The sequence below is a fragment of the Paraburkholderia piptadeniae genome, from assembly GCF_900007165.1.
Taxonomy (GTDB): domain Bacteria; phylum Pseudomonadota; class Gammaproteobacteria; order Burkholderiales; family Burkholderiaceae; genus Paraburkholderia; species Paraburkholderia piptadeniae.
This window is the reverse complement of the sequence record NZ_CYGY02000005.1, coordinates 25,603-42,711: the sequence shown is the minus strand read 5'-3', so window position 1 is coordinate 42,711 and position 17,109 is coordinate 25,603. Positions and strand designations below refer to the sequence as shown.

Below are 17,109 nucleotides of genomic sequence, written 5' to 3'. Positions count from 1 at the left end.
GCCGCTCGGCGACGGACCTCGAGCGTCCGCTGCACATTCCGGGCATGGGCGTGATCGCGCCGTTCGCGTTCGTGTGCGCGTCGCTGATCCTGTACTGGGCGAAGTGGCCGCTGACGGGCGAGATCATCCTGCTGATGGTCGTCGCGCTGCCGGTGTTCTTCTACTTCCAGGCGAAGTCGGGCTTCACGGGCTTCAACCAGGACCTGAAGGCGGCGTGGTGGCTGGTCGCGTATCTGCCGGGCATGGCGATCCTGTCGCTGATCGGCAGCAAGCAGTTCGGCGGGATGGGGCTGTTGCCGTATGGCTGGGACATGCTGGTTGTGATCGTGTTCTCGCTCGTGTTCTATTACTGGGGTGTGCATACGGGCTATCGCACCGGGTATCTGGACGAGCGCGAAGCGCAAGACGAGATTCTCGAAGGCATCGGCGTCTGATCGCCGCGAATTGCCTGATTCGCTAAAGCAAAAGCCCGCCAGAAATCCTGGCGGGCTTTTTCTCGTCCAGCGATAGCGGCGCTTACGCGTTGCCGAACACGTAGTTCGTCATCGCCAGCGAGCGCTGGAACGTCCCCAGCGATTGAACGCCGAGCTTGTAATCGTCGGCTGCCGCGCCGAGTGCCGCGAATACCGGCAACAGGTGCTCGTCGGTCGGATGCATGAACGCGGCGTGCGGCGCCTGGCGGCGATAGTCGAGCAGCGCGTCGATATCGCGGGCGGCAAGGCGCGTCTCGAACCAGTCGGTGAATTCAGTGACGCGCGGATCGGCATCCTCGGGCCGCGCCGAAAAATCCGCCTCGCGCAGATTGTGCGTGATCTGGCCGGAACCGACGATCATCACGCCCTCGGCCTGTAGCGGACGCAGCACGCGCCCCACGCGGAAGTGATGCGCAGGATCGAGCCGCGGCTGGATCGACAACTGGGCGATCGGCACGTCGGCATCCGGGAACATCAGCAGCATCGGCACCCACGCGCCGTGATCGAGGCCGTGCGGCTGCGTCGCTGTCGGCATGCCCTGTTCGCCAAGCAATTCCGCCGCGCGCCGCGCGACGTCGGGCGCGCCCGGCGCCGGGTACTGGATCTCATACAGCTCACGCGGAAAGCCGTAAAAGTCGTGAATCGTCTCGGGCGCGTCCGACGTGCTGGCGGCGGGCTGCAACGTGCCCCAGTGCGCGGACAGCATCAGGATCGCCTTCGGGCGCGGCACTTCGGCGGAAAGCGACGCGAATTGCTCGCGCGGCATCGACGGATCGATCGGCAGCGTCGGTGCGCCGTGCGACAGGAAGAGGGAGGGCAAGCGGGTCATGGCGGTGCGGGCCGTTGAGGCCGGAAAGGTTTCGTTGATGCGAATATAAGGCCGCACTCGCGATTGATAAACGGCTCAAGGCGGATTTGATTGTCTCGCCGCTGTTGCGAATTCAGCCGAATGGTCGGCTCGTGCGGCCAGTGAGGTGAGACAACCGCGCCCGGCTTATTGCGCCGGATTATTCAGCCCTTGCCACGCCGGCGCGATCGCCGGGCCGAGCGCGAACAGATCGAGCACGCGCGCGACGGTGTCGTCGACCATCTGGTCGATCGTTGCCGGCCGGTTGTAGAAGGCGGGCAACGGCGGAAAGATCACGCCGCCCATTTCGGTGACGGCCGTCATGTTGCGCAGATGCGCGAGATTGAACGGCGTTTCGCGAACCATCAGCACGAGTCGTCGACGCTCCTTGAGCGTGACATCGGCGGCACGCGTGATGAGATTGTCGGAGAGTCCGTGCGCAACGCTCGCGAGCGTTTTCATCGAGCAGGGCGCGATGATCATGCCGTCCGTCGCGAACGAGCCCGACGCGATGCTTGCGCCGACGTCGCGCACGGAGTGAACGACATCCGCGAACGAATGCACGTCTTCACGCGACAACTCGAGTTCGTGCTGGATATTGAGCCACCCTGCGCTGGAGATCAGCAGATGACTCTCGACGCCGCCAAGCTTGCGCAGCGTTTGAAGCAGCCGGACGCCGTAGATCGCGCCCGTCGCTCCCGTGATGGCGATGATGAGACGACGTGGCGCCGCTGCGCGAGGTTCCATGGCGTGCGGCGCCCGTCTGCGTGAATCAGGCTGCGGCGAAGAGCTGCTGCAGTTCGCCCGACTGATACATCTCCATCATGATGTCCGAGCCGCCGACGAATTCACCCTTGACGTACAGCTGCGGGATGGTCGGCCAGTTCGAGAATTCCTTGATCCCTTGGCGCACGGCTTCGTCTTCGAGGACGTTGACCGTCTTGAACTGATCGACGCCGCATGCCTTCAGGATTTGCACCGCTCGGCCCGAGAAGCCGCACATCGGGAATTGCGCGTTGCCTTTCATGAAAAGCACGACGGAGTTTTCGTCGACGATTTGCTTGATGCGTTGTTGCGTGTCCATGACTGACCTTGCGGTTCCGGTATGTGTTGGGGATAGAGTCAAATGATAGCGGATTTCGCAGATGCCGGCCGGTGGCGGAATCGGCGTGATGTGGTTGCGTGTCAGCCCGGCCAGCGCCCGCCGCTGATGCGTTCGATGCCGGCCAGATCGCACTCGGAACGGACATCGGCGAAGCCTTGCGCCGCCAGAATCTCGCGCACGGCTTCCGCCTGGTCGTAGCCGTGTTCCATCCACAGCACGCCATCGCGCGCGAGCCTCGGCGGCGCGCCCGCGACGATCGCGTGGATCGCCGATAGGCCATCGGCCTCGTCGGTGAGTGCGCCGCGCGGCTCGAAACGCAGATCGCCTTGCGACAGATGCGGATCGCCGCTCGCGATATACGGCGGGTTGCTGACGATCACATCGAACGTAAGCGAGGGGTCGAGCGCGCCGTACCAGTCGCCTTGCGCGAACTGCACGTCACCGCCGGGGCGCTTCGGCTCGAGCAGCCGGATCGCATTGCGCGTGGCAACGGCCAGTGCTTCCGTCGACCGGTCGACGGCCCAGACCCGCGCATCGGGGCGCGACCACGCAATCGACACGGCGATCGCGCCCGTGCCCGTGCCGAGATCGAGCACGCGAGCGCGCGCCGCATACGCTTCGAGCGCCTGCACGGCCGTTTCGACGAGCAATTCGGTTTCGGGACGGGGAATGAGCACATCGCTCGTGACGTCGAAATCGAGCCCGAAGAATTCACGCGATCCGATGAGCTGCGCAATGGGCTCGCCGGCGACGCGTCTCGCTTGCAACTGGAGGAACGCCGCGACTTTTTGCGGATCGAGCGCGTCGTCGGCGTGCGTGATCAGTTCGGTGCGGCGCCAGCCGAGCGCGTGCCCGAGCAGAATGCGCGCTTCGAGCGCAGGCAACGGCGACGCGCGCAGCAGCGTAGCGACGGTATCGGCTGTATTCATGCGGGCGGCTCAGTCCGCGTCGCCGAGCGACGCCAGCAATTCCGCCTGATGCTCGGACACGAGCGCCGCGATCAGTTCGTCGAGATCGCCTGCCATGATCGCTTCGAGGCGATACAGCGTCAGGTTGATCCGGTGATCCGTGAGACGGCCTTGCGGAAAGTTATAGGTGCGAATGCGCTCCGAGCGGTCGCCCGAGCCGATCAGGCTCTTGCGCGTCGCAGCTTCCTTCGCGTGCTGCTCGTGGTACTGCTTGTCCTTGATGCGCGCGGCGAGCACCTTCAGCGCGCGATCCTTGTTCTTGTGCTGCGAGCGATCGTCCTGACATTCGACGACGATGCCCGTCGGCAGGTGCGTCACGCGCACGGCCGAATCGGTCTTGTTGATGTGCTGGCCGCCCGCGCCGGACGCACGGAACGTGTCGATGCGAAGATCGGCGGGATTGATCTCGACCTCGCCGATTTCGTCCGCTTCCGGCATCACCGCGACCGTGCACGCCGACGTGTGGATGCGGCCCTGCGTTTCCGTCGCCGGCACGCGCTGCACGCGATGGCCTCCCGATTCGAACTTGAGCTTCGAGTACGCGGCGTCGCCCGCGATCCGCACGATCACTTCCTTGTAGCCGCCCAGATCCGATTCGCTCGCCGACATCATCTCGACCTGCCAGCGGTTGCGCTCCGCGTAGCGCAGGTACATGCGCAGCAGGTCGCCTGCGAAAAGCGCGGACTCGTCGCCGCCCGTGCCCGCGCGGATTTCGAGGAAGATGTTGCGGTCGTCGTTCGGGTCTTTAGGCAGCAGCATCTTCTGCAGCTCGCCTTCTAACTTTTCCATCTGATCGCGCGCCGTGCGGATTTCCTCTTCCGCGAAATCCTTCATCGATGCATCCGACAGCAGTTCCTGTGCCGTCGCCGCATCGTTCAGCGCCTGGCGCCACAGACCGTATTGTTCGACGACAGGCTGCAGTTCCGCGTGCTCGCGCGTGAGCTTGCGGTATTGCTCGATGCTCGACGTGATGTCTTCGCGGCTCAACAGGTCGTTCAGTTCGGCCAGCCGGGTGGTGAGCTGGTCGAGCTTGGCTTGCATGCTCGTTTTCATTGGGGCGGTCGGAGCGGACTCCGCAAAGGAACGCTGGATTCGGGATTCGGGACGAAAGCCGGGGACGAATGCCCGGGACGCTGCGGATAAGGCATCGTGCGGGCCTGGACGGCAACACGCGCGATGTGTCGGCGTGGAGCGCCGCTAACGCTCCGACGAAGAATGAGCGTGTTTGTAGAAGCCGCCCATCAGCTCGATGAGTTGATCGCGGTTTTCGCTGCTGGCGCGGTTGAGCGCGTGCGTCGGACCGTGGATCAGCTTGTTCGTCAGCGCTTGAGACAGCGCCTCGAGCACGACGGCGGGGTCGTCGCCGCGCGCGAGCATCTTCTGCGCTTTCTCGACTTCGGCGCGGCGCAGCGCGTCGGCCTGCGTATGCATGTGGCGGATGACGGGCACGATGCTGCGCGCGTCGAGCCACTGCATGAAATTCTGCACGCGCGTCTCGATGATCGTTTCGGCTTGCGCGACGGCGGCTTGTCGCGACGCATTGCCTTCGCGGACGATCGCGCCGAGATCGTCGACGGTGTACAGGAACACGTCTTCGAGCTTGCCGACTTCCGGTTCGATGTCGCGCGGAACGGCGAGATCGACCATGAAGATGGGCCGGTGACGGCGCGCTTTCACCGCGCGCTCGACGGCGCCCAAGCCGATGATGGGCAGCGTGGACGCCGTGCACGACACGATGATGTCGAATTCGTGCATGCGCGCGGGCAGTTCGGACAGCGGAATCGCGCGGCCGTTGAAGCGGCCGGCGAGGCGTTCGCCGCGCTCGGCCGTGCGGTTCGCGACGACCAGTTCACGCGGCTGCTGCGCGGCAAAGTGCGTCGCGCATAGCTCGATCATTTCGCCCGCGCCGATGAACAGCACGCGCTGGTTCGATACCTTGTCGAAAATGCGCTGCGCGAGGCGCACGGAGGCCGCTGCCATCGAAACCGATTGCGCCCCGATTTCAGTCGTGGTCCGCACCTCTTTCGCGACGGCGAACGTGCGCTGGAACAGCTGGTTCAGGTACGTGCCAAGCGCGCCGGCTTCCGAAGCGGTGCGTACGGCGTCCTTCATCTGGCCGACGATCTGCGTCTCGCCGAGCACCATCGAGTCGAGCCCCGACGCGACGCGAAACGCATGGCGCACGGCTTCGGACTGCGGCAGTGCATACACGTGCGGCGCGAGTTCATCGACGGCGATGTTGTGGTACTTCGACAGCCAGTGGATCGCCGCTTCGCGGGCGGCGTGGTCGTCGGTGGCGCAGTACAGCTCGGTGCGGTTGCAGGTCGACAGGATCGCCGCTTCCGGCGCAGTACGGGCCGTGCGGCCGAGGAAGATGTCCTTGAACGTCGAGAGCGCCGGCTTGATCTGTTCGAGCGGAAACGCCACGCGCTCGCGCAAGGCGACGGGCGCGGTGTGGTGATTGATTCCGATCGTTAAGAGTTGCACGGGGACGCTACGGCCTTGCAAGGCGACGTATTGGGGCTATGGTTAGGCCCAATATTATAGCGTTTCCATGAATCTTTCATTGGCGAGGGCCTTATCCGCGCCATCCGACTTTTCTACGGGAATCTGGTCCAGACGGTAGCCGTAGCCATACAGCGGAACCAGCGTGTAGCCGAATTCCGGCCGCAATTCGAGCTTGGTCCTGATGCGCGACGCGTGGGTATCGAGCGTGCGCGACTTAACGTCGCGGCGGCGCGACCAGACGGTTTCGAGGATGTGCGCGCGCGAAACGGCACGCGACATATTGGTGAACAGCAGCAGCGCGAACTGGAGTTCCTTCGGCGTCAGCGCGACGCTCTGGCCCCGAAACGTGACGACCGAGCGGGCTGCATCGAACGCGTATTCGCCGAACATTTCGCGCGCACGATTGCGCGGACGGCGGATGCCGGCCCGGCGCATCAGCGCGTCGATGCGCGCCAGCATCTCGGGACCGCGCGCGGGTTTCGACAGGCAGTCGTCGGCGCCCGCCTGCAATGTCGCAACCAGTTCGCTTTCGCGCGGCGACGTCATCAGCACCACGACGGGCAAGCCCGGCAGCACCTCGCGCACGCGCGCGATGACGTCTTCTGCGGCTGCGTCGCCGCAAAAGGCGTCGGTGACGAGCAGATCGAAGAATTCGCGAGCAGCGCCCGCCAGAAACGGTGCGCTGGCGGAAAAGTGGTGACAGGCATGCCCACCGGCAAACAATAGCCGGCCGACGATTTCCGCATGCCGCAGGTCTGGCTCAATAAGGGCGATTCGCATGGGACGAAGGGCGGGACGCAGCGGCCTGGCGCGGGAGGCTTTCGGCTTGCCTAACCTTACCCCGGGCCCCTAAACTCAACCGCTACGCAGAAAGCCGTGCTGACCTTCTAGTGAAAGAGAAAAAAATGCTAGCCATCGATAAAACAGCCGCCTATCAGATGAGTCTTAAATTGATGATCAGCGGTGGAGCGCGCTGATGGGCTGGCCCGGGCTGATCCTCCTTGGCGCCGTCGTCGGTCTGGTCAGCTGGTGGCTGCATCCGCTGCGGCGCGCGAGCCGCGTGAGCCTGTGGGTGGCGCTCCTCGTCGGCGTGGCGGGGGCGGCCATCGCGCACATGGCCGGCAACGTCGTCCAGCTCTTCCATGACGGCGATACGCTCGAATGGCCCGTCTGCACCGCTTTCGCTCTTGTTGCCGTTGCCGTGACGGTCGGCTTGTTATCCCGTCGATGACTCTTTGCAGGTGAAACCGATGAATGTACGATTCCCCGAAACCGCCTCGATCCCCGAGCGCATTGCACAACTGCGCAGCGCGATGACGCAGCAAGGGCTCGCCGCCTGGCTCGTGCCGTCGGCCGATCCGCATCTCTCCGAATACCTGCCGGGCCGCTGGCAGGGCCGCGAATGGTTGTCCGGGTTCACCGGCTCGGTCGGCACGCTGGTCGTGACGGCCGACTTCGCTGGCCTGTGGGTCGACAGCCGCTATTGGGTGCAGGCCGAGGCCCAGCTGGCGGGCACGGGCATTCAACTGATGAAGATGTTCGGCGGCCAGCAGACGGCGCCGCACATCGACTGGCTCGCGCAGAACGTGCCAGCGGGCGCGACGGTCGGCGTCGATGGCGCGGTGCTCGGCGTCGCGGCGGCGCGCGCGCTGAGCGACGCGCTGACGGCGCGCGGTGTCAAGCTGCGCACCGACTTCGATCTGCTCGACGCCATCTGGCCGCAGCGTCCGTCGCTGCCGACGGGCGCCGTCTACGAGCACGTCGCGCCGCACGCGAGCGTCTCGCGTGCCGAAAAGCTGGACCGGATTCGCCGCGCGATGCAGGAAAAGGGCGCGCAGTGGCACTTCATCTCGACGCTCGACGACCTCGCCTGGCTGATGAATCTGCGCGGCGCGGACGTGAACTACAACCCGGTGTTCGTCGCGCATGCGCTGATCGGGCTGGAGCGCGCGTCGCTTTTCGTGACGGACGGCAAAGTGCCCGCAGCGCTGGCGGAATCGCTGGCGCGCGACGGCATCCGCGTCGAGCCGTACGCGAAAGCCGCCGACGCGCTCGCCGCGCTGCCTGGCGGCCAGGCGCTGTTGATCGACCCGCGCCGCATCACGTATGGCTTGCTGCAATCGGTGCCGGCGTCGGTGGAAATCGTCGAGTCGGTGAATCCGTCGACGTTCTTCAAGTCGCGCAAGACGGAAGCCGAAGCCGCGCACGTGCGCGCGACGATGGAGCAGGACGGCGCGGCGCTCGCCGAATTCTTCGCGTGGTTCGAGGGAGCGCTCGGCCGCGAAAAGATCACCGAACTGACGATTGACGAAAAGCTGACGGCGGCGCGCGCGCGCCGGCCGGGTTTCGTCACGCTGAGCTTCGCGACGATCGCCGGCTTCAACGCGAACGGAGCGATGCCGCACTATCGCGCGACGTCCGCTTCGCATTCGACGATCGAAGGCAACGGCCTGCTGCTGATCGACTCGGGGGGCCAGTACCTGAGCGGCACGACCGACATCACGCGCGTCGCACCCATCGGCGCGATCAACGACGAGCATCGCCGCGACTTCACGACCGTGCTGAAGGGCACGATGGCGCTCTCTCGCGCGAAGTTTCCGCGCGGCATCCGTTCGCCGATGCTCGACGCCATCGCGCGCGCGCCGATCTGGGAAATGGGCGCGGACTACGGCCACGGCACGGGTCACGGCGTCGGCTATTTCCTGAACGTCCACGAAGGTCCGCAGGTGATCTCGCACTACGCGCCCGCCGAAGCGTGGACGGCGATGGAAGAGGGCATGATCACGTCGATCGAGCCGGGCATCTATCGTCCGGGCAAATGGGGCATTCGCATCGAGAATCTGGTGCTGAACCGTCCGGCGCAGCAGACCGAGTTCGGCGATTTCCTCGAATTCGAAACGCTGACGCTGTGCCCGATCGACACGCGCTGCGTCGCGCTGAACCTGTTGCGCGACGACGAGCGCGCGTGGCTCAACGCGTATCACGAGATGGTGCGTGCGCGCGTGTCGCCGCATGTGTCGGGCGACGCGAAGGCGTGGCTCGAAACGCGCACGCAGCCGATCTGACGCGAAGGACGCCGCGGCCGCCTGTTTTGCGGCGTCGTCTCGCGCATCGGCGCCGCCGATCCGCCGTATCGCAACCAAAAGATCAACGAATAGCGAGGCTCGCATGTCCGGTGTTGCCGTCATCGTCATCGACGTACAGCAGATGTTCTTCAGCGGCCCATCGGCCGCTCATCGCGCCGGCGACGTGATCGATGGCATCAACCGGCTCACGTCGGCTGCGCGCGATGCGAATGCGCCAGTGTTTTTCGTGCAGCACGAAAGCGATGGGAATGGGCCGCTCGCGCGCGGCAGCGACGCATGGCAATTGCCCGCCGCGCTCGTTCGCGAGCAGAAGGACTGTTCCATCTTCAAGACCGTAGGTGATGCGTTTCAGGACACGCCGCTTGCCGCGCAGCTTCAACAAATCGACATCGACAGCGTGATCCTGTGCGGCTACGCGACGGAGTTCTGCGTCAACGCCACCGCGCGGCGCGCCGAACTGCTCGGCCTGCGCACGACGGTCGTGTCGGACCTTCATACGACCCAGGACAAGCCGCACCTCGCCGCCGACAAGATCGTCGAGCACCAGAACTTCGTCTGGGCCAATTCGTCGATGACGGGCAAGCGCGTCAAAGTGCGGCCCCTCGCCGACATTCTGCAAACGGAGTTCGCATGACCATCAAGGCAGTCGTATTCGATTTCGGCGGCGTGCTGATCGACTGGAGCCCCGAGTATCTGTACCGCGCGCTGATTCCGGACGACGCCGAGCGCCGCTGGTTCCTGTCCAATGTCTGCACGATGGACTGGGTGGTCCGCCAGGACGGCGGCCAGCCGATCGCGGAAGGGACGGCGGAACTGATCGAAAAGTTTCCCGAGCACGAGCCGCTGATTCGCGCGTTCTACGAGCGCTGGCACGAAATGGTCGCCGGCGTGCTCGACGACGGCGTCGCGACCGTCGAGAAACTCGAAGCCGCGAACGTGCCGCTCTTCGGCCTGACGAACTGGTCGGACGAGACGTTTCCGTATGCGTGGGAGCACTATCCGGTGTTGCGCCGCTTCAGGGACATCGTCGTGTCGGGTCGCGTGAAGATGGTCAAGCCAGACCCGGCGATCTTCGATGAAATGCTGCGCCGGATTCGCGCGCATCTGCCGGATGTGCAGCCGCATGAACTCGTCTTCATCGACGACAACATCAAGAACGCCAACGCGGCAACCGAACTCGGCTGGCATGGCGTGCATCACACGAACGCTGATGAAACGGAAGCGAAGCTGCGAGCGCTAGGCTTGGCCGTCTGAGCCTGGCAACCAGCGCGCTGCCGCTGAAGCGAGCGTCATTGCCCGAGCAGATTCTTCAGCGCGTTGCCGAGTCCTTTCACCGTTTCACCCGCGCCCTTCGCGACACCTTCTGCGCTGACGCCCAGCGCTTTCGCGAAGTTCGCGCGCAGTTCCGTCATCAGACTTTCGTTGAGCTTGAACTTCGGGTCGCGCAAATTGCCGTCGATCGTGAAGTGCAGCGTGATGTCGTCGCCATGCTTCTTCAGCGCGGCGACGGCGGCGCGGGTCGGAATCTGCATGAACGTATCGAGCGGATCACCCGTATCGGCCAATTGCAGACCATGCAGTGTGATCGTGCCGGGCGCGTGGATGTGATAGCTGGTCACGGTCGCCTGCATGTTCAGGTCGAGCGTGCCGCCCGTTACCTGCGTCCTCGCGCCCGCCTTTCTCAGCAGATACGGATCGAGTGTGACGACGTCGACGCCGCGGAGCGTCGTGCTCGTCTGCGAGTCCTTGCTGGCGATTTTCATCCAGCCGTCGAACGTCACCTTGCCGGTATGCGCCGGACCTTTGATCGAGCCCCGGACTGACAGATTGGTCGGTTCGGTGAGATCGGGCAGATGGATGTGATCGACGCTTGCGCTCGCGTCGCTGATGATCACCTTGTACGGCGGCTTGCTGACCGATTCGTCGTAGAAGACGAACTGGCCGTCTGCAAACGCGATGTGTTCGATGAGTTTTTCGGCGGGCAAGGGCGGTCGGCTCGACGCTGCGCCGCTCGCCGCGCTGGCCTCGTTCGGCAACTGGCTCACCGATTGCCGCAGCTTCGGCAGCAGTTCGAGACGTCCGCTCGCCCTGCGCACCAGCGCGAGACTGAAGCCGCGCAGCACGACGCTTTTCAAATGCACGCGATGCGCAAGCAGATCGCCGACATCGGGCGTCATCGTGATCTGCTCGGCGGTGAAGGAGTCGGCGGTCGGCCAGTCTTTCGGCGCCGTCAGCCGCACGCGATTGAGCGTGATCGACGTGAGGCCGACGTCGATGCTTTGCGCGCTGCCGATCGGCGCGAGCGTCTCGACGACGCGCTCTTTCACTTCGTGTTGCACGAAATACAGCACGCCGAGCGCGATCACGACGAGCAGCACGATCACGCCCGCCAAGGCCGCCACCACGCGCTTGCCCGTTGATATCGCCATGCCATCTCCTCGTCTGCGTGTGACGAGCCAGCAAGCCCTATGCCGTTCGCATCGAGCCGCGCGAGCGGCCCGTGTGCGGACGGCGGCACAGCGAACGCTTAACGGGTGATCGGCTTGTAACGCAGACGCTTCGGACGCGCCGCTTCTTCGCCGAGACGCGCGCGCTTGTCCGCTTCGTACTCCTGGTAGTTGCCGTCGAAGAACGTCACTTGCGAATCGCCTTCGAACGCGAGGATGTGCGTCGCGATGCGGTCGAGGAACCAGCGGTCGTGCGAGATCACCATCACCGAGCCGGCGAATTCGAGCAGCGCGTCTTCGAGCGCGCGCAACGTTTCGACGTCGAGGTCGTTCGACGGCTCGTCGAGCAGCAGCATGTTGCCGCCCGCGATCAGCGTCTTCGCCAGATGCAGACGGCCGCGCTCGCCGCCCGACAGGTTGCCGACGATCTTCTGCTGGTCGCCGCCCTTGAAGTTGAAGCGGCCGATATACGCGCGCGACGGCGTTTCGTATTTGCCGACCGTCAGCACATCCGCGCCGCCGGAGACGGCTTCGAACACGGTCTTCGAGCCGTCGAGCGCGTCACGGCTCTGGTCGACATACGCGAGCTTGACGGTCGGGCCCTTGACGATCTCGCCCGAATCCGGCTGTTCCTTGCCCGTCAGCATGCGGAAGAGCGTCGACTTGCCGGCGCCGTTCGGCCCGATGATGCCGACGATCGCGCCCGCTGGAATCTTGAAGCTGAGGTTGTCGATCAGCAGGCGATCGCCGTACGACTTGCTGACGTTCTTGAACTCGATCACTTCATTGCCGAGGCGATCGCCGACGGGGATGAAGATTTCCTGCGTCTCGTTGCGCTTCTGGTATTCCTGGCTGTTCAGTTCCTCGAAGCGGGCAATACGCGCCTTCGATTTCGCCTGACGGCCTTTCGGATTCTGGCGCACCCACTCCAGTTCCTTCTTGATCGCTTTCTGACGCGCCGATTCGGACGCCTCTTCCTGCTTCAGGCGGTCTTCCTTCTGATCGAGCCAGCTGCTGTAGTTGCCCTTCCACGGAATGCCGTAGCCGCGGTCGAGTTCGAGAATCCACTCGGCTGCGTTGTCGAGGAAGTAGCGATCGTGCGTCACGGCGACGACGGTGCCCGGGAAGCGCGTGAGGAACTGCTCGAGCCATTCGACCGATTCGGCGTCGAGGTGGTTGGTCGGCTCGTCGAGCAGCAGCATGTCGGGCTTTTCGAGCAGCAGCTTGCACAGCGCGACACGGCGTTTTTCGCCGCCCGACAGATGCTCGATCTTCGCGTCCCACGGCGGCAGACGCAGCGCGTCGGCGGCCACTTCGAGCTGCTGTTCGGCGCTGCCGCCGTCGGACGTCGCGAGGATCGCTTCGTACTTCGCCTGTTCGGCGGCGAGCGCGTCGAAGTCGGCGTCCGGTTCCGCGTACGCGGCGTAGATTTCGTCGAGCTTCTTTTGCGCGTTGAACACGTCGCCGAGACCTTCTTCGACCGCTTCGCGCACGGTCTTTTGCGGATCGAGCTGCGGTTCCTGCGGCAGATAGCCGATGTTCAGGTTCGGCATCGGCGTGGCTTCGCCTTCGATGTCCTTGTCGACGCCGGCCATAATCTTGATCAGCGTGGATTTGCCCGAGCCGTTCAGGCCGAGCAGGCCGATCTTCGCACCGGGGAAGAACGAAAGCGAAATGTCTTTCAGGATTTGACGCTTGGGCGGCACGATTTTGCCGACCCGGTTCATGGTGAAGACGTATTGGGCCATTTGCTTGAGTTGGGCGTTGAGTGGATACGGCACTAAGCGTGCCGGCGCCCGGGCGGGCGGATGTGTCATTGTACTTGGGTGTTTGGGGGCTTTTTGTCTGCGACGCTTTTTTGGTGTGTTTGCCTTTGCGATGGCATCCGCGATGCGCCTCGCGGCGCGGGCGTTGCCCCTGTGCGGGGCGGCACTTGCTTTTGTTTGCAACGGCTTTTGTTTTGGTGTTTTTGCCTTTGCGCTGGCATCCGCGTATGCGCCTCGCGGCGCGGGCGTTGCCCCTGTGCGGGGCGGCACTTACTTTTCTTTGCAGCGGCAAAGAAGAGTAAGCAAAAGAAAGCCGCTCACACCGCCAATGCTTGACCGCTACCCACGGGCTCTCAACGTCCCCATCCTTCACACGGCAGCGGGCTGCCTTATGTTCGTTGCCATCGTTCTGGCTAAAAGCCTCACCCTCTTCATGCGCCTCGTTGCGGCACGCGACGACGAAGATCCCGCGCCCCTTTGCGGCAAACTGTGTGTAGGCATTCGCGCCGCCCAGGACACCCTCGCTACGCGATGCAGCTACAAGTGCGCGCGTTGCCCTGTACGACACAGCAACCTCCATTCACCGACATGCGGCGCCGAACGTTCGATACCCTCGATCGTGTCACGGGCGCGTGAGGCGGGTGAGGCGTTTAGCGAGAACGTTGGCAACGAACGCAAACCAGCACTCTGCCGTGCGAAATATGGGGACGTTGAGAGCCCGTGGGTAAGGGTCAAGCACTAGCGGTGTGAGCGGCTTTCTTCTGCCTACTCTTCTTTGCCGCGGCAAAGAAGAGTAGGTGCCGCCCCGCACAGGGGCAACGCCCGCGCCGCGAGGCGCATACGCGGATGCCAGCGCAAAGGCAAAAACACCAAAACAAAAGCCGTTGCAAACAAAAGCAAGTGCCGCCCCGCACAGGGGCAACGCCCGCGCCGCGAGGCGCATCGCGGATGCCAGCGGCACGCTGAAATAGTCACGCAATCGCGGATGCCAGCGAAAAAGCAAGAAACAAACAGCGTCGCAGACAAAAAAAAAGACCTCAGTTCAACCGCTTGCCATCTTCCTCATCAAAGAAGTGAAGATGCTGCGCCGGCAGCGCGACCTGAAGCATTTCACCGGCACCCGGCCGGTGCCTATGCGGCAGCCGCACGGTAATGTCATGCTGCCCCCAGCGCCCATGCGCGAGATTATCCGCGCCGAGCAGTTCGCAGGAATCGACGGCCAGCGTTGCAGCCGGCGCTCCAGGCTGCCCAGGTGTCATGTGCTCGGGCCGGATGCCGAGCACGCACACGCGGCCGACCACCACTTCGCGGCCGATGCACGGCACGCTCTCAAGAGGCAGCTTCGGTCCTTCTCCTGCGACTTCGAACGAGGCGCCGTCGTCGGCAATCCGGCCGTTCAGCAGATTCATCCCCGGCGAGCCGATGAAGCCCGCAACGAAAGTCGTCGCGGGCCGCTCGTAGACCTCCGTCGGCGCGCCGATCTGCTCCGCGTGGCCGCGATTCATCACGATCACGCGCTGCGCGAGCGTCATCGCTTCGATCTGATCGTGCGTCACGTACAGGCTCGTCGTCTTGAGCCGGCCATGCAGGCGCTGGATTTCGAGCCGCATCTGCACGCGCAGCCGCGCGTCGAGATTCGACAGCGGCTCGTCGAACAGAAACACGGCCGGCTCGCGCACGATCGCGCGGCCCATCGCGACGCGCTGCCGCTGACCGCCCGACAACTCGCGCGGCTTTCTCGACAGCAGCGGTTCGAGTTCGAGAATCTTCGCGGCCGTCAGCACGCGCGCGTCGATCTTCGATTTCGGCAGCCCGGCGATCTTCAGCGCGTAGCCCATGTTTTCCGCGACCGTCATGTGCGGATAGAGCGCGTAGTTCTGAAACACCATCGCGATGTTGCGATCTTTCGGTTCGAGATCGTTGACGACTTTGCCGTCGATCGCGATCTCACCCTCGGTGACCGCTTCGAGGCCCGCGACCATGCGCAGCAACGTCGACTTGCCGCACCCCGACGGCCCGACCATCACGACGAACTCGCCGTCGCGCACATCGGCGTTGATGCCGTGCAGGACGTTCTGCTTGCCGTCGTACGATTTCTTCACCCCTTTTAGCGTCAGTGCGGACATGGGTTTTTATCCTTGTTTTTCAGCACTCGTTTTCAGCATTCATTTTTCAGCATCGATGAGGCCGCGCACGAACCAGCGCTGCATCGCCAGCACGACGCCGAGCGGCGGCAGCATCGCGAGCAGCGTCGAGGCCATCACGAGATGCCATTCGGTCGCCGTGTCGCCGGAAGCGATCATGCTCTTGATGCCGACCACGGCCGTTGTCAGCGACTGCTGGCTCGTGATCAGGATCGGCCACAAGTACTGATTCCAGCCGTAGATGAACGTGATCACGAAGAGCGCCGCGAGATTCGTCTTCGACAGCGGCAGCACCACGTCCCAGAAGAAACGCAGCGGACCGGCGCCGTCGATGCGCGCGGCTTCCATCAATTCGTCGGGCAGCGTGAGGAAGAACTGGCGGAACAGAAACGTCGCGGTGGCGGAGGCGATCAGCGGCAGTGTGAGCCCGGCGTACGTGTTGCTCAGATGCATCGACGACACGACCTGCACGGTCGGAAAGATGCGCACTTCGACGGGCAGCATCAGCGTGACGAAGATCAGCCAGAACGCGGCATTGCGGCCCGGAAAGCGGAAGAACACGATCGCGAACGCCGAGACGATCGACACGGCGATCTTGCCGACCGCGATCACGAGCGCCATCACGAGACTGTTGAGCAGCATCGCGCCGAACGGGCTCGCGGCGTTGCCCGTGCCGTGCGTCCAGATGTTCGCGACGTTCTCGAACAGATGCGTGCCCGGCACCAGCGAAAGCGGCACGCTGAACACCTCGTGCTCGCTCATCGTCGCTGCGCAGAACGCGACATAGACGGGAAACACGACCAGCAGCACGCCGACTATCAGCACGGCGTGGCAGAAAAGATCGAAGCCGCGGCGATTCTCGATCATGAGTATTGAACCCTCCGCTCGATGAAGCGGAATTGCACGACAGTCAGACCGACGACGATCACCATCAGCACGACCGATTGCGCGCCCGAGCTGCCGATGTCGAGTCCCTGGAAGCCTTCGGCGAAGATCTTGTAGATCAGCGTGCGCGTGGATTGCGCGGGACCGCCGCCCGTCGCGGCATCGATGATCGGGAAGGTGTCGAAGAACGCGTAGACAAGATTGACGACGAGCAAAAAGAAAGTCGTGGGTGACAGTAGCGGCAGCGCGACGCCGAAAAAGCGCCGCACGGGACCGGCGCCGTCGATCGCGGCCGCTTCGATCAGCGAGCGCGGAATCGCCTGAAGGCCCGCATAGAAGAACAGGAAGTTGTAGCTGACCTGTTTCCACACCGATGCGAGCACGACCAGGAACATCGCCTGACCGGGATTGAGCGCGTGATTCCACACGATGCCCGCCTTGCCGAGCGCGAAGGTCACGAGACCGATGCTCGGATTGAACAGGAACGACCACAGCACGGCCGCAATCGCGGGCGCCACGGCGTACGGCCAGATCAGGAGCGTCTGATAGGCTTTCGCGCCGCGCGTCACGCGGTCGGCGCAGGCGGCGAGCAGCAGCGAGATCGCGAGCCCCGAAACGGTGACGAGCGCGCAGAAGATCAGCGTCGTTTCGAACGACGACAGATACAGCGGATCGGCGAACAACTGCCTGAAATTGCCGAGTCCGACGAATTCGCTCGACGTGCCGAACGCGTCCTGAGTCTGCGTCGATTGCCAAAGCGCTTCGCCCGCGGGCAACAGGAAGAACAGCAGCGTGATCGCGAGCTGCGGCGCGACGAGCAGATAAGGCAGGAAGCTGGTGCCGAAGCGGGAGCGCTTGTCCATCGACGTCCTTCCCTACA

Annotated in this window: 16 protein-coding genes and 1 pseudogene; 5 read left to right on the top strand and 12 right to left on the bottom strand. The window is 64.0% G+C overall.

Going from position 1 to position 17,109, the window contains the following annotated elements:
• Positions 1–434: pseudogene (locus tag BN2476_RS01735) on the top strand (amino acid:proton symporter); the annotation flags it as partial.
• An 82-nt stretch (positions 435–516) separates the two neighbouring features.
• On the opposite strand, the gene BN2476_RS01730 reads toward BN2476_RS01735, so the two are convergent.
• From BN2476_RS01730 to BN2476_RS01700, 7 genes are all read right to left on the bottom strand, one after another.
• Positions 517–1,302: a DODA-type extradiol aromatic ring-opening family dioxygenase gene (locus BN2476_RS01730; protein ID WP_087732442.1), complete on the bottom strand. Its 786-nt coding sequence runs from the start codon at positions 1,300–1,302 to the stop codon at positions 517–519.
• 165 nt (positions 1,303–1,467) lie between these two features.
• A complete protein-coding gene (locus BN2476_RS01725; RefSeq protein ID WP_087732441.1) occupies positions 1,468–2,067 on the bottom strand; it encodes a UbiX family flavin prenyltransferase in 600 nt (199 codons plus the stop codon).
• 25 nt (positions 2,068–2,092) lie between these two features.
• Positions 2,093–2,404 (bottom strand): Grx4 family monothiol glutaredoxin, encoded by a 312-nt coding sequence (gene grxD / locus BN2476_RS01720; protein WP_087732440.1) that lies wholly within the window; start codon positions 2,402–2,404, stop codon positions 2,093–2,095.
• A 101-nt stretch (positions 2,405–2,505) separates the two neighbouring features.
• Positions 2,506–3,354 (bottom strand): peptide chain release factor N(5)-glutamine methyltransferase, encoded by an 849-nt coding sequence (gene prmC / locus BN2476_RS01715; protein WP_087732439.1) that lies wholly within the window; start codon positions 3,352–3,354, stop codon positions 2,506–2,508.
• Positions 3,355–3,363: 9 nt separating this feature from the next.
• Positions 3,364–4,446, bottom strand: a complete 1,083-nt coding sequence (gene prfA / locus BN2476_RS01710; protein ID WP_087732438.1) for a peptide chain release factor 1 — start codon at positions 4,444–4,446, stop codon at positions 3,364–3,366.
• Between the two features lie 144 nt (positions 4,447–4,590).
• Positions 4,591–5,880, bottom strand: a complete 1,290-nt coding sequence (gene hemA / locus BN2476_RS01705) for a glutamyl-tRNA reductase (RefSeq protein WP_087732437.1) — start codon at positions 5,878–5,880, stop codon at positions 4,591–4,593.
• A 54-nt stretch (positions 5,881–5,934) separates the two neighbouring features.
• Positions 5,935–6,681 (bottom strand): response regulator transcription factor, encoded by a 747-nt coding sequence (locus tag BN2476_RS01700; RefSeq protein ID WP_087732436.1) that lies wholly within the window; start codon positions 6,679–6,681, stop codon positions 5,935–5,937.
• Between the two features lie 196 nt (positions 6,682–6,877).
• Between BN2476_RS01700 and BN2476_RS01695 the strand changes: the two genes are divergently transcribed.
• The 4 genes from BN2476_RS01695 (at position 6,878) to BN2476_RS01680 (ending at position 10,241) form a co-directional block, all read left to right on the top strand.
• Positions 6,878–7,132: a hypothetical protein gene (locus BN2476_RS01695; RefSeq protein WP_087732435.1), complete on the top strand. Its 255-nt coding sequence runs from the start codon at positions 6,878–6,880 to the stop codon at positions 7,130–7,132.
• Positions 7,133–7,151: 19 nt separating this feature from the next.
• Entirely contained in the window at positions 7,152–8,966 is a 1,815-nt protein-coding gene (locus BN2476_RS01690) for an aminopeptidase P family protein (protein ID WP_087732434.1), read from the top strand.
• Between the two features lie 103 nt (positions 8,967–9,069).
• Positions 9,070–9,621, top strand: a complete 552-nt coding sequence (locus tag BN2476_RS01685; RefSeq protein ID WP_087732433.1) for an isochorismatase family protein — start codon at positions 9,070–9,072, stop codon at positions 9,619–9,621.
• Entirely contained in the window at positions 9,618–10,241 is a 624-nt protein-coding gene (locus BN2476_RS01680) for an HAD family hydrolase (protein WP_087732432.1), read from the top strand. The genes BN2476_RS01685 and BN2476_RS01680 overlap by 4 nt, the downstream gene beginning before the upstream one ends.
• 35 nt (positions 10,242–10,276) lie before the next feature.
• Here BN2476_RS01680 and BN2476_RS01675 read toward each other — a convergent pair whose 3' ends face one another.
• From BN2476_RS01675 to ugpA, 5 genes are all read right to left on the bottom strand, one after another.
• Entirely contained in the window at positions 10,277–11,416 is a 1,140-nt protein-coding gene (locus tag BN2476_RS01675; RefSeq protein WP_087732431.1) for a DUF748 domain-containing protein, read from the bottom strand.
• A gap of 98 nt (positions 11,417–11,514) precedes the next feature.
• The gene (gene ettA / locus BN2476_RS01670; RefSeq protein WP_087732430.1) at positions 11,515–13,182 is read right to left on the bottom strand and encodes an energy-dependent translational throttle protein EttA; all 1,668 of its coding nucleotides are present in this window, start codon (positions 13,180–13,182) and stop codon (positions 11,515–11,517) included.
• A gap of 1,055 nt (positions 13,183–14,237) precedes the next feature.
• Positions 14,238–15,326 carry a sn-glycerol-3-phosphate import ATP-binding protein UgpC gene (locus BN2476_RS01665; protein ID WP_087732429.1) on the bottom strand — a complete coding sequence of 363 codons (1,089 nt, stop codon included), beginning with the start codon at positions 15,324–15,326 and terminating at the stop codon, positions 14,238–14,240.
• 39 nt (positions 15,327–15,365) lie between these two features.
• On the bottom strand, positions 15,366–16,211 hold the full coding sequence (gene ugpE / locus BN2476_RS01660; RefSeq protein ID WP_087732428.1) for a sn-glycerol-3-phosphate ABC transporter permease UgpE: 846 nt from the start codon (positions 16,209–16,211) through the stop codon (positions 15,366–15,368).
• Positions 16,208–17,092, bottom strand: a complete 885-nt coding sequence (ugpA, locus tag BN2476_RS01655; RefSeq protein WP_087732427.1) for a sn-glycerol-3-phosphate ABC transporter permease UgpA — start codon at positions 17,090–17,092, stop codon at positions 16,208–16,210. Before ugpA ends, ugpE begins: the two co-directional genes overlap by 4 nt.
• Between the last annotated feature and the right edge of the window lie 17 nt (positions 17,093–17,109).

Bases quoted from the DNA above. Each gene is read 5' to 3' on its own strand.
- prmC (WP_087732439.1), bottom strand. From the start codon at position 3,354: ATGAATACAGCCGATACCGTCGCTACGCTGCTGCGCGCGTCGCCGTTG.
- ugpA (WP_087732427.1), bottom strand. From the start codon at position 17,092: ATGGACAAGCGCTCCCGCTTCGGCACCAGCTTCCTGCCTTATCTGCTC.
- BN2476_RS01685 (WP_087732433.1), top strand. From the start codon at position 9,070: ATGTCCGGTGTTGCCGTCATCGTCATCGACGTACAGCAGATGTTCTTC.
- BN2476_RS01675 (WP_087732431.1), bottom strand. From the start codon at position 11,416: ATGGCGATATCAACGGGCAAGCGCGTGGTGGCGGCCTTGGCGGGCGTG.
- BN2476_RS01695 (WP_087732435.1), top strand. From the start codon at position 6,878: ATGGGCTGGCCCGGGCTGATCCTCCTTGGCGCCGTCGTCGGTCTGGTC.
- prfA (WP_087732438.1), bottom strand. From the start codon at position 4,446: ATGAAAACGAGCATGCAAGCCAAGCTCGACCAGCTCACCACCCGGCTG.
- BN2476_RS01690 (WP_087732434.1), top strand. From the start codon at position 7,152: ATGAATGTACGATTCCCCGAAACCGCCTCGATCCCCGAGCGCATTGCA.
- BN2476_RS01725 (WP_087732441.1), bottom strand. From the start codon at position 2,067: ATGGAACCTCGCGCAGCGGCGCCACGTCGTCTCATCATCGCCATCACG.
- BN2476_RS01700 (WP_087732436.1), bottom strand. From the start codon at position 6,681: ATGCGAATCGCCCTTATTGAGCCAGACCTGCGGCATGCGGAAATCGTC.
- ugpE (WP_087732428.1), bottom strand. From the start codon at position 16,211: ATGATCGAGAATCGCCGCGGCTTCGATCTTTTCTGCCACGCCGTGCTG.
- grxD (WP_087732440.1), bottom strand. From the start codon at position 2,404: ATGGACACGCAACAACGCATCAAGCAAATCGTCGACGAAAACTCCGTC.
- BN2476_RS01680 (WP_087732432.1), top strand. From the start codon at position 9,618: ATGACCATCAAGGCAGTCGTATTCGATTTCGGCGGCGTGCTGATCGAC.
- BN2476_RS01665 (WP_087732429.1), bottom strand. From the start codon at position 15,326: ATGTCCGCACTGACGCTAAAAGGGGTGAAGAAATCGTACGACGGCAAG.
- ettA (WP_087732430.1), bottom strand. From the start codon at position 13,182: ATGGCCCAATACGTCTTCACCATGAACCGGGTCGGCAAAATCGTGCCG.
- BN2476_RS01730 (WP_087732442.1), bottom strand. From the start codon at position 1,302: ATGACCCGCTTGCCCTCCCTCTTCCTGTCGCACGGCGCACCGACGCTG.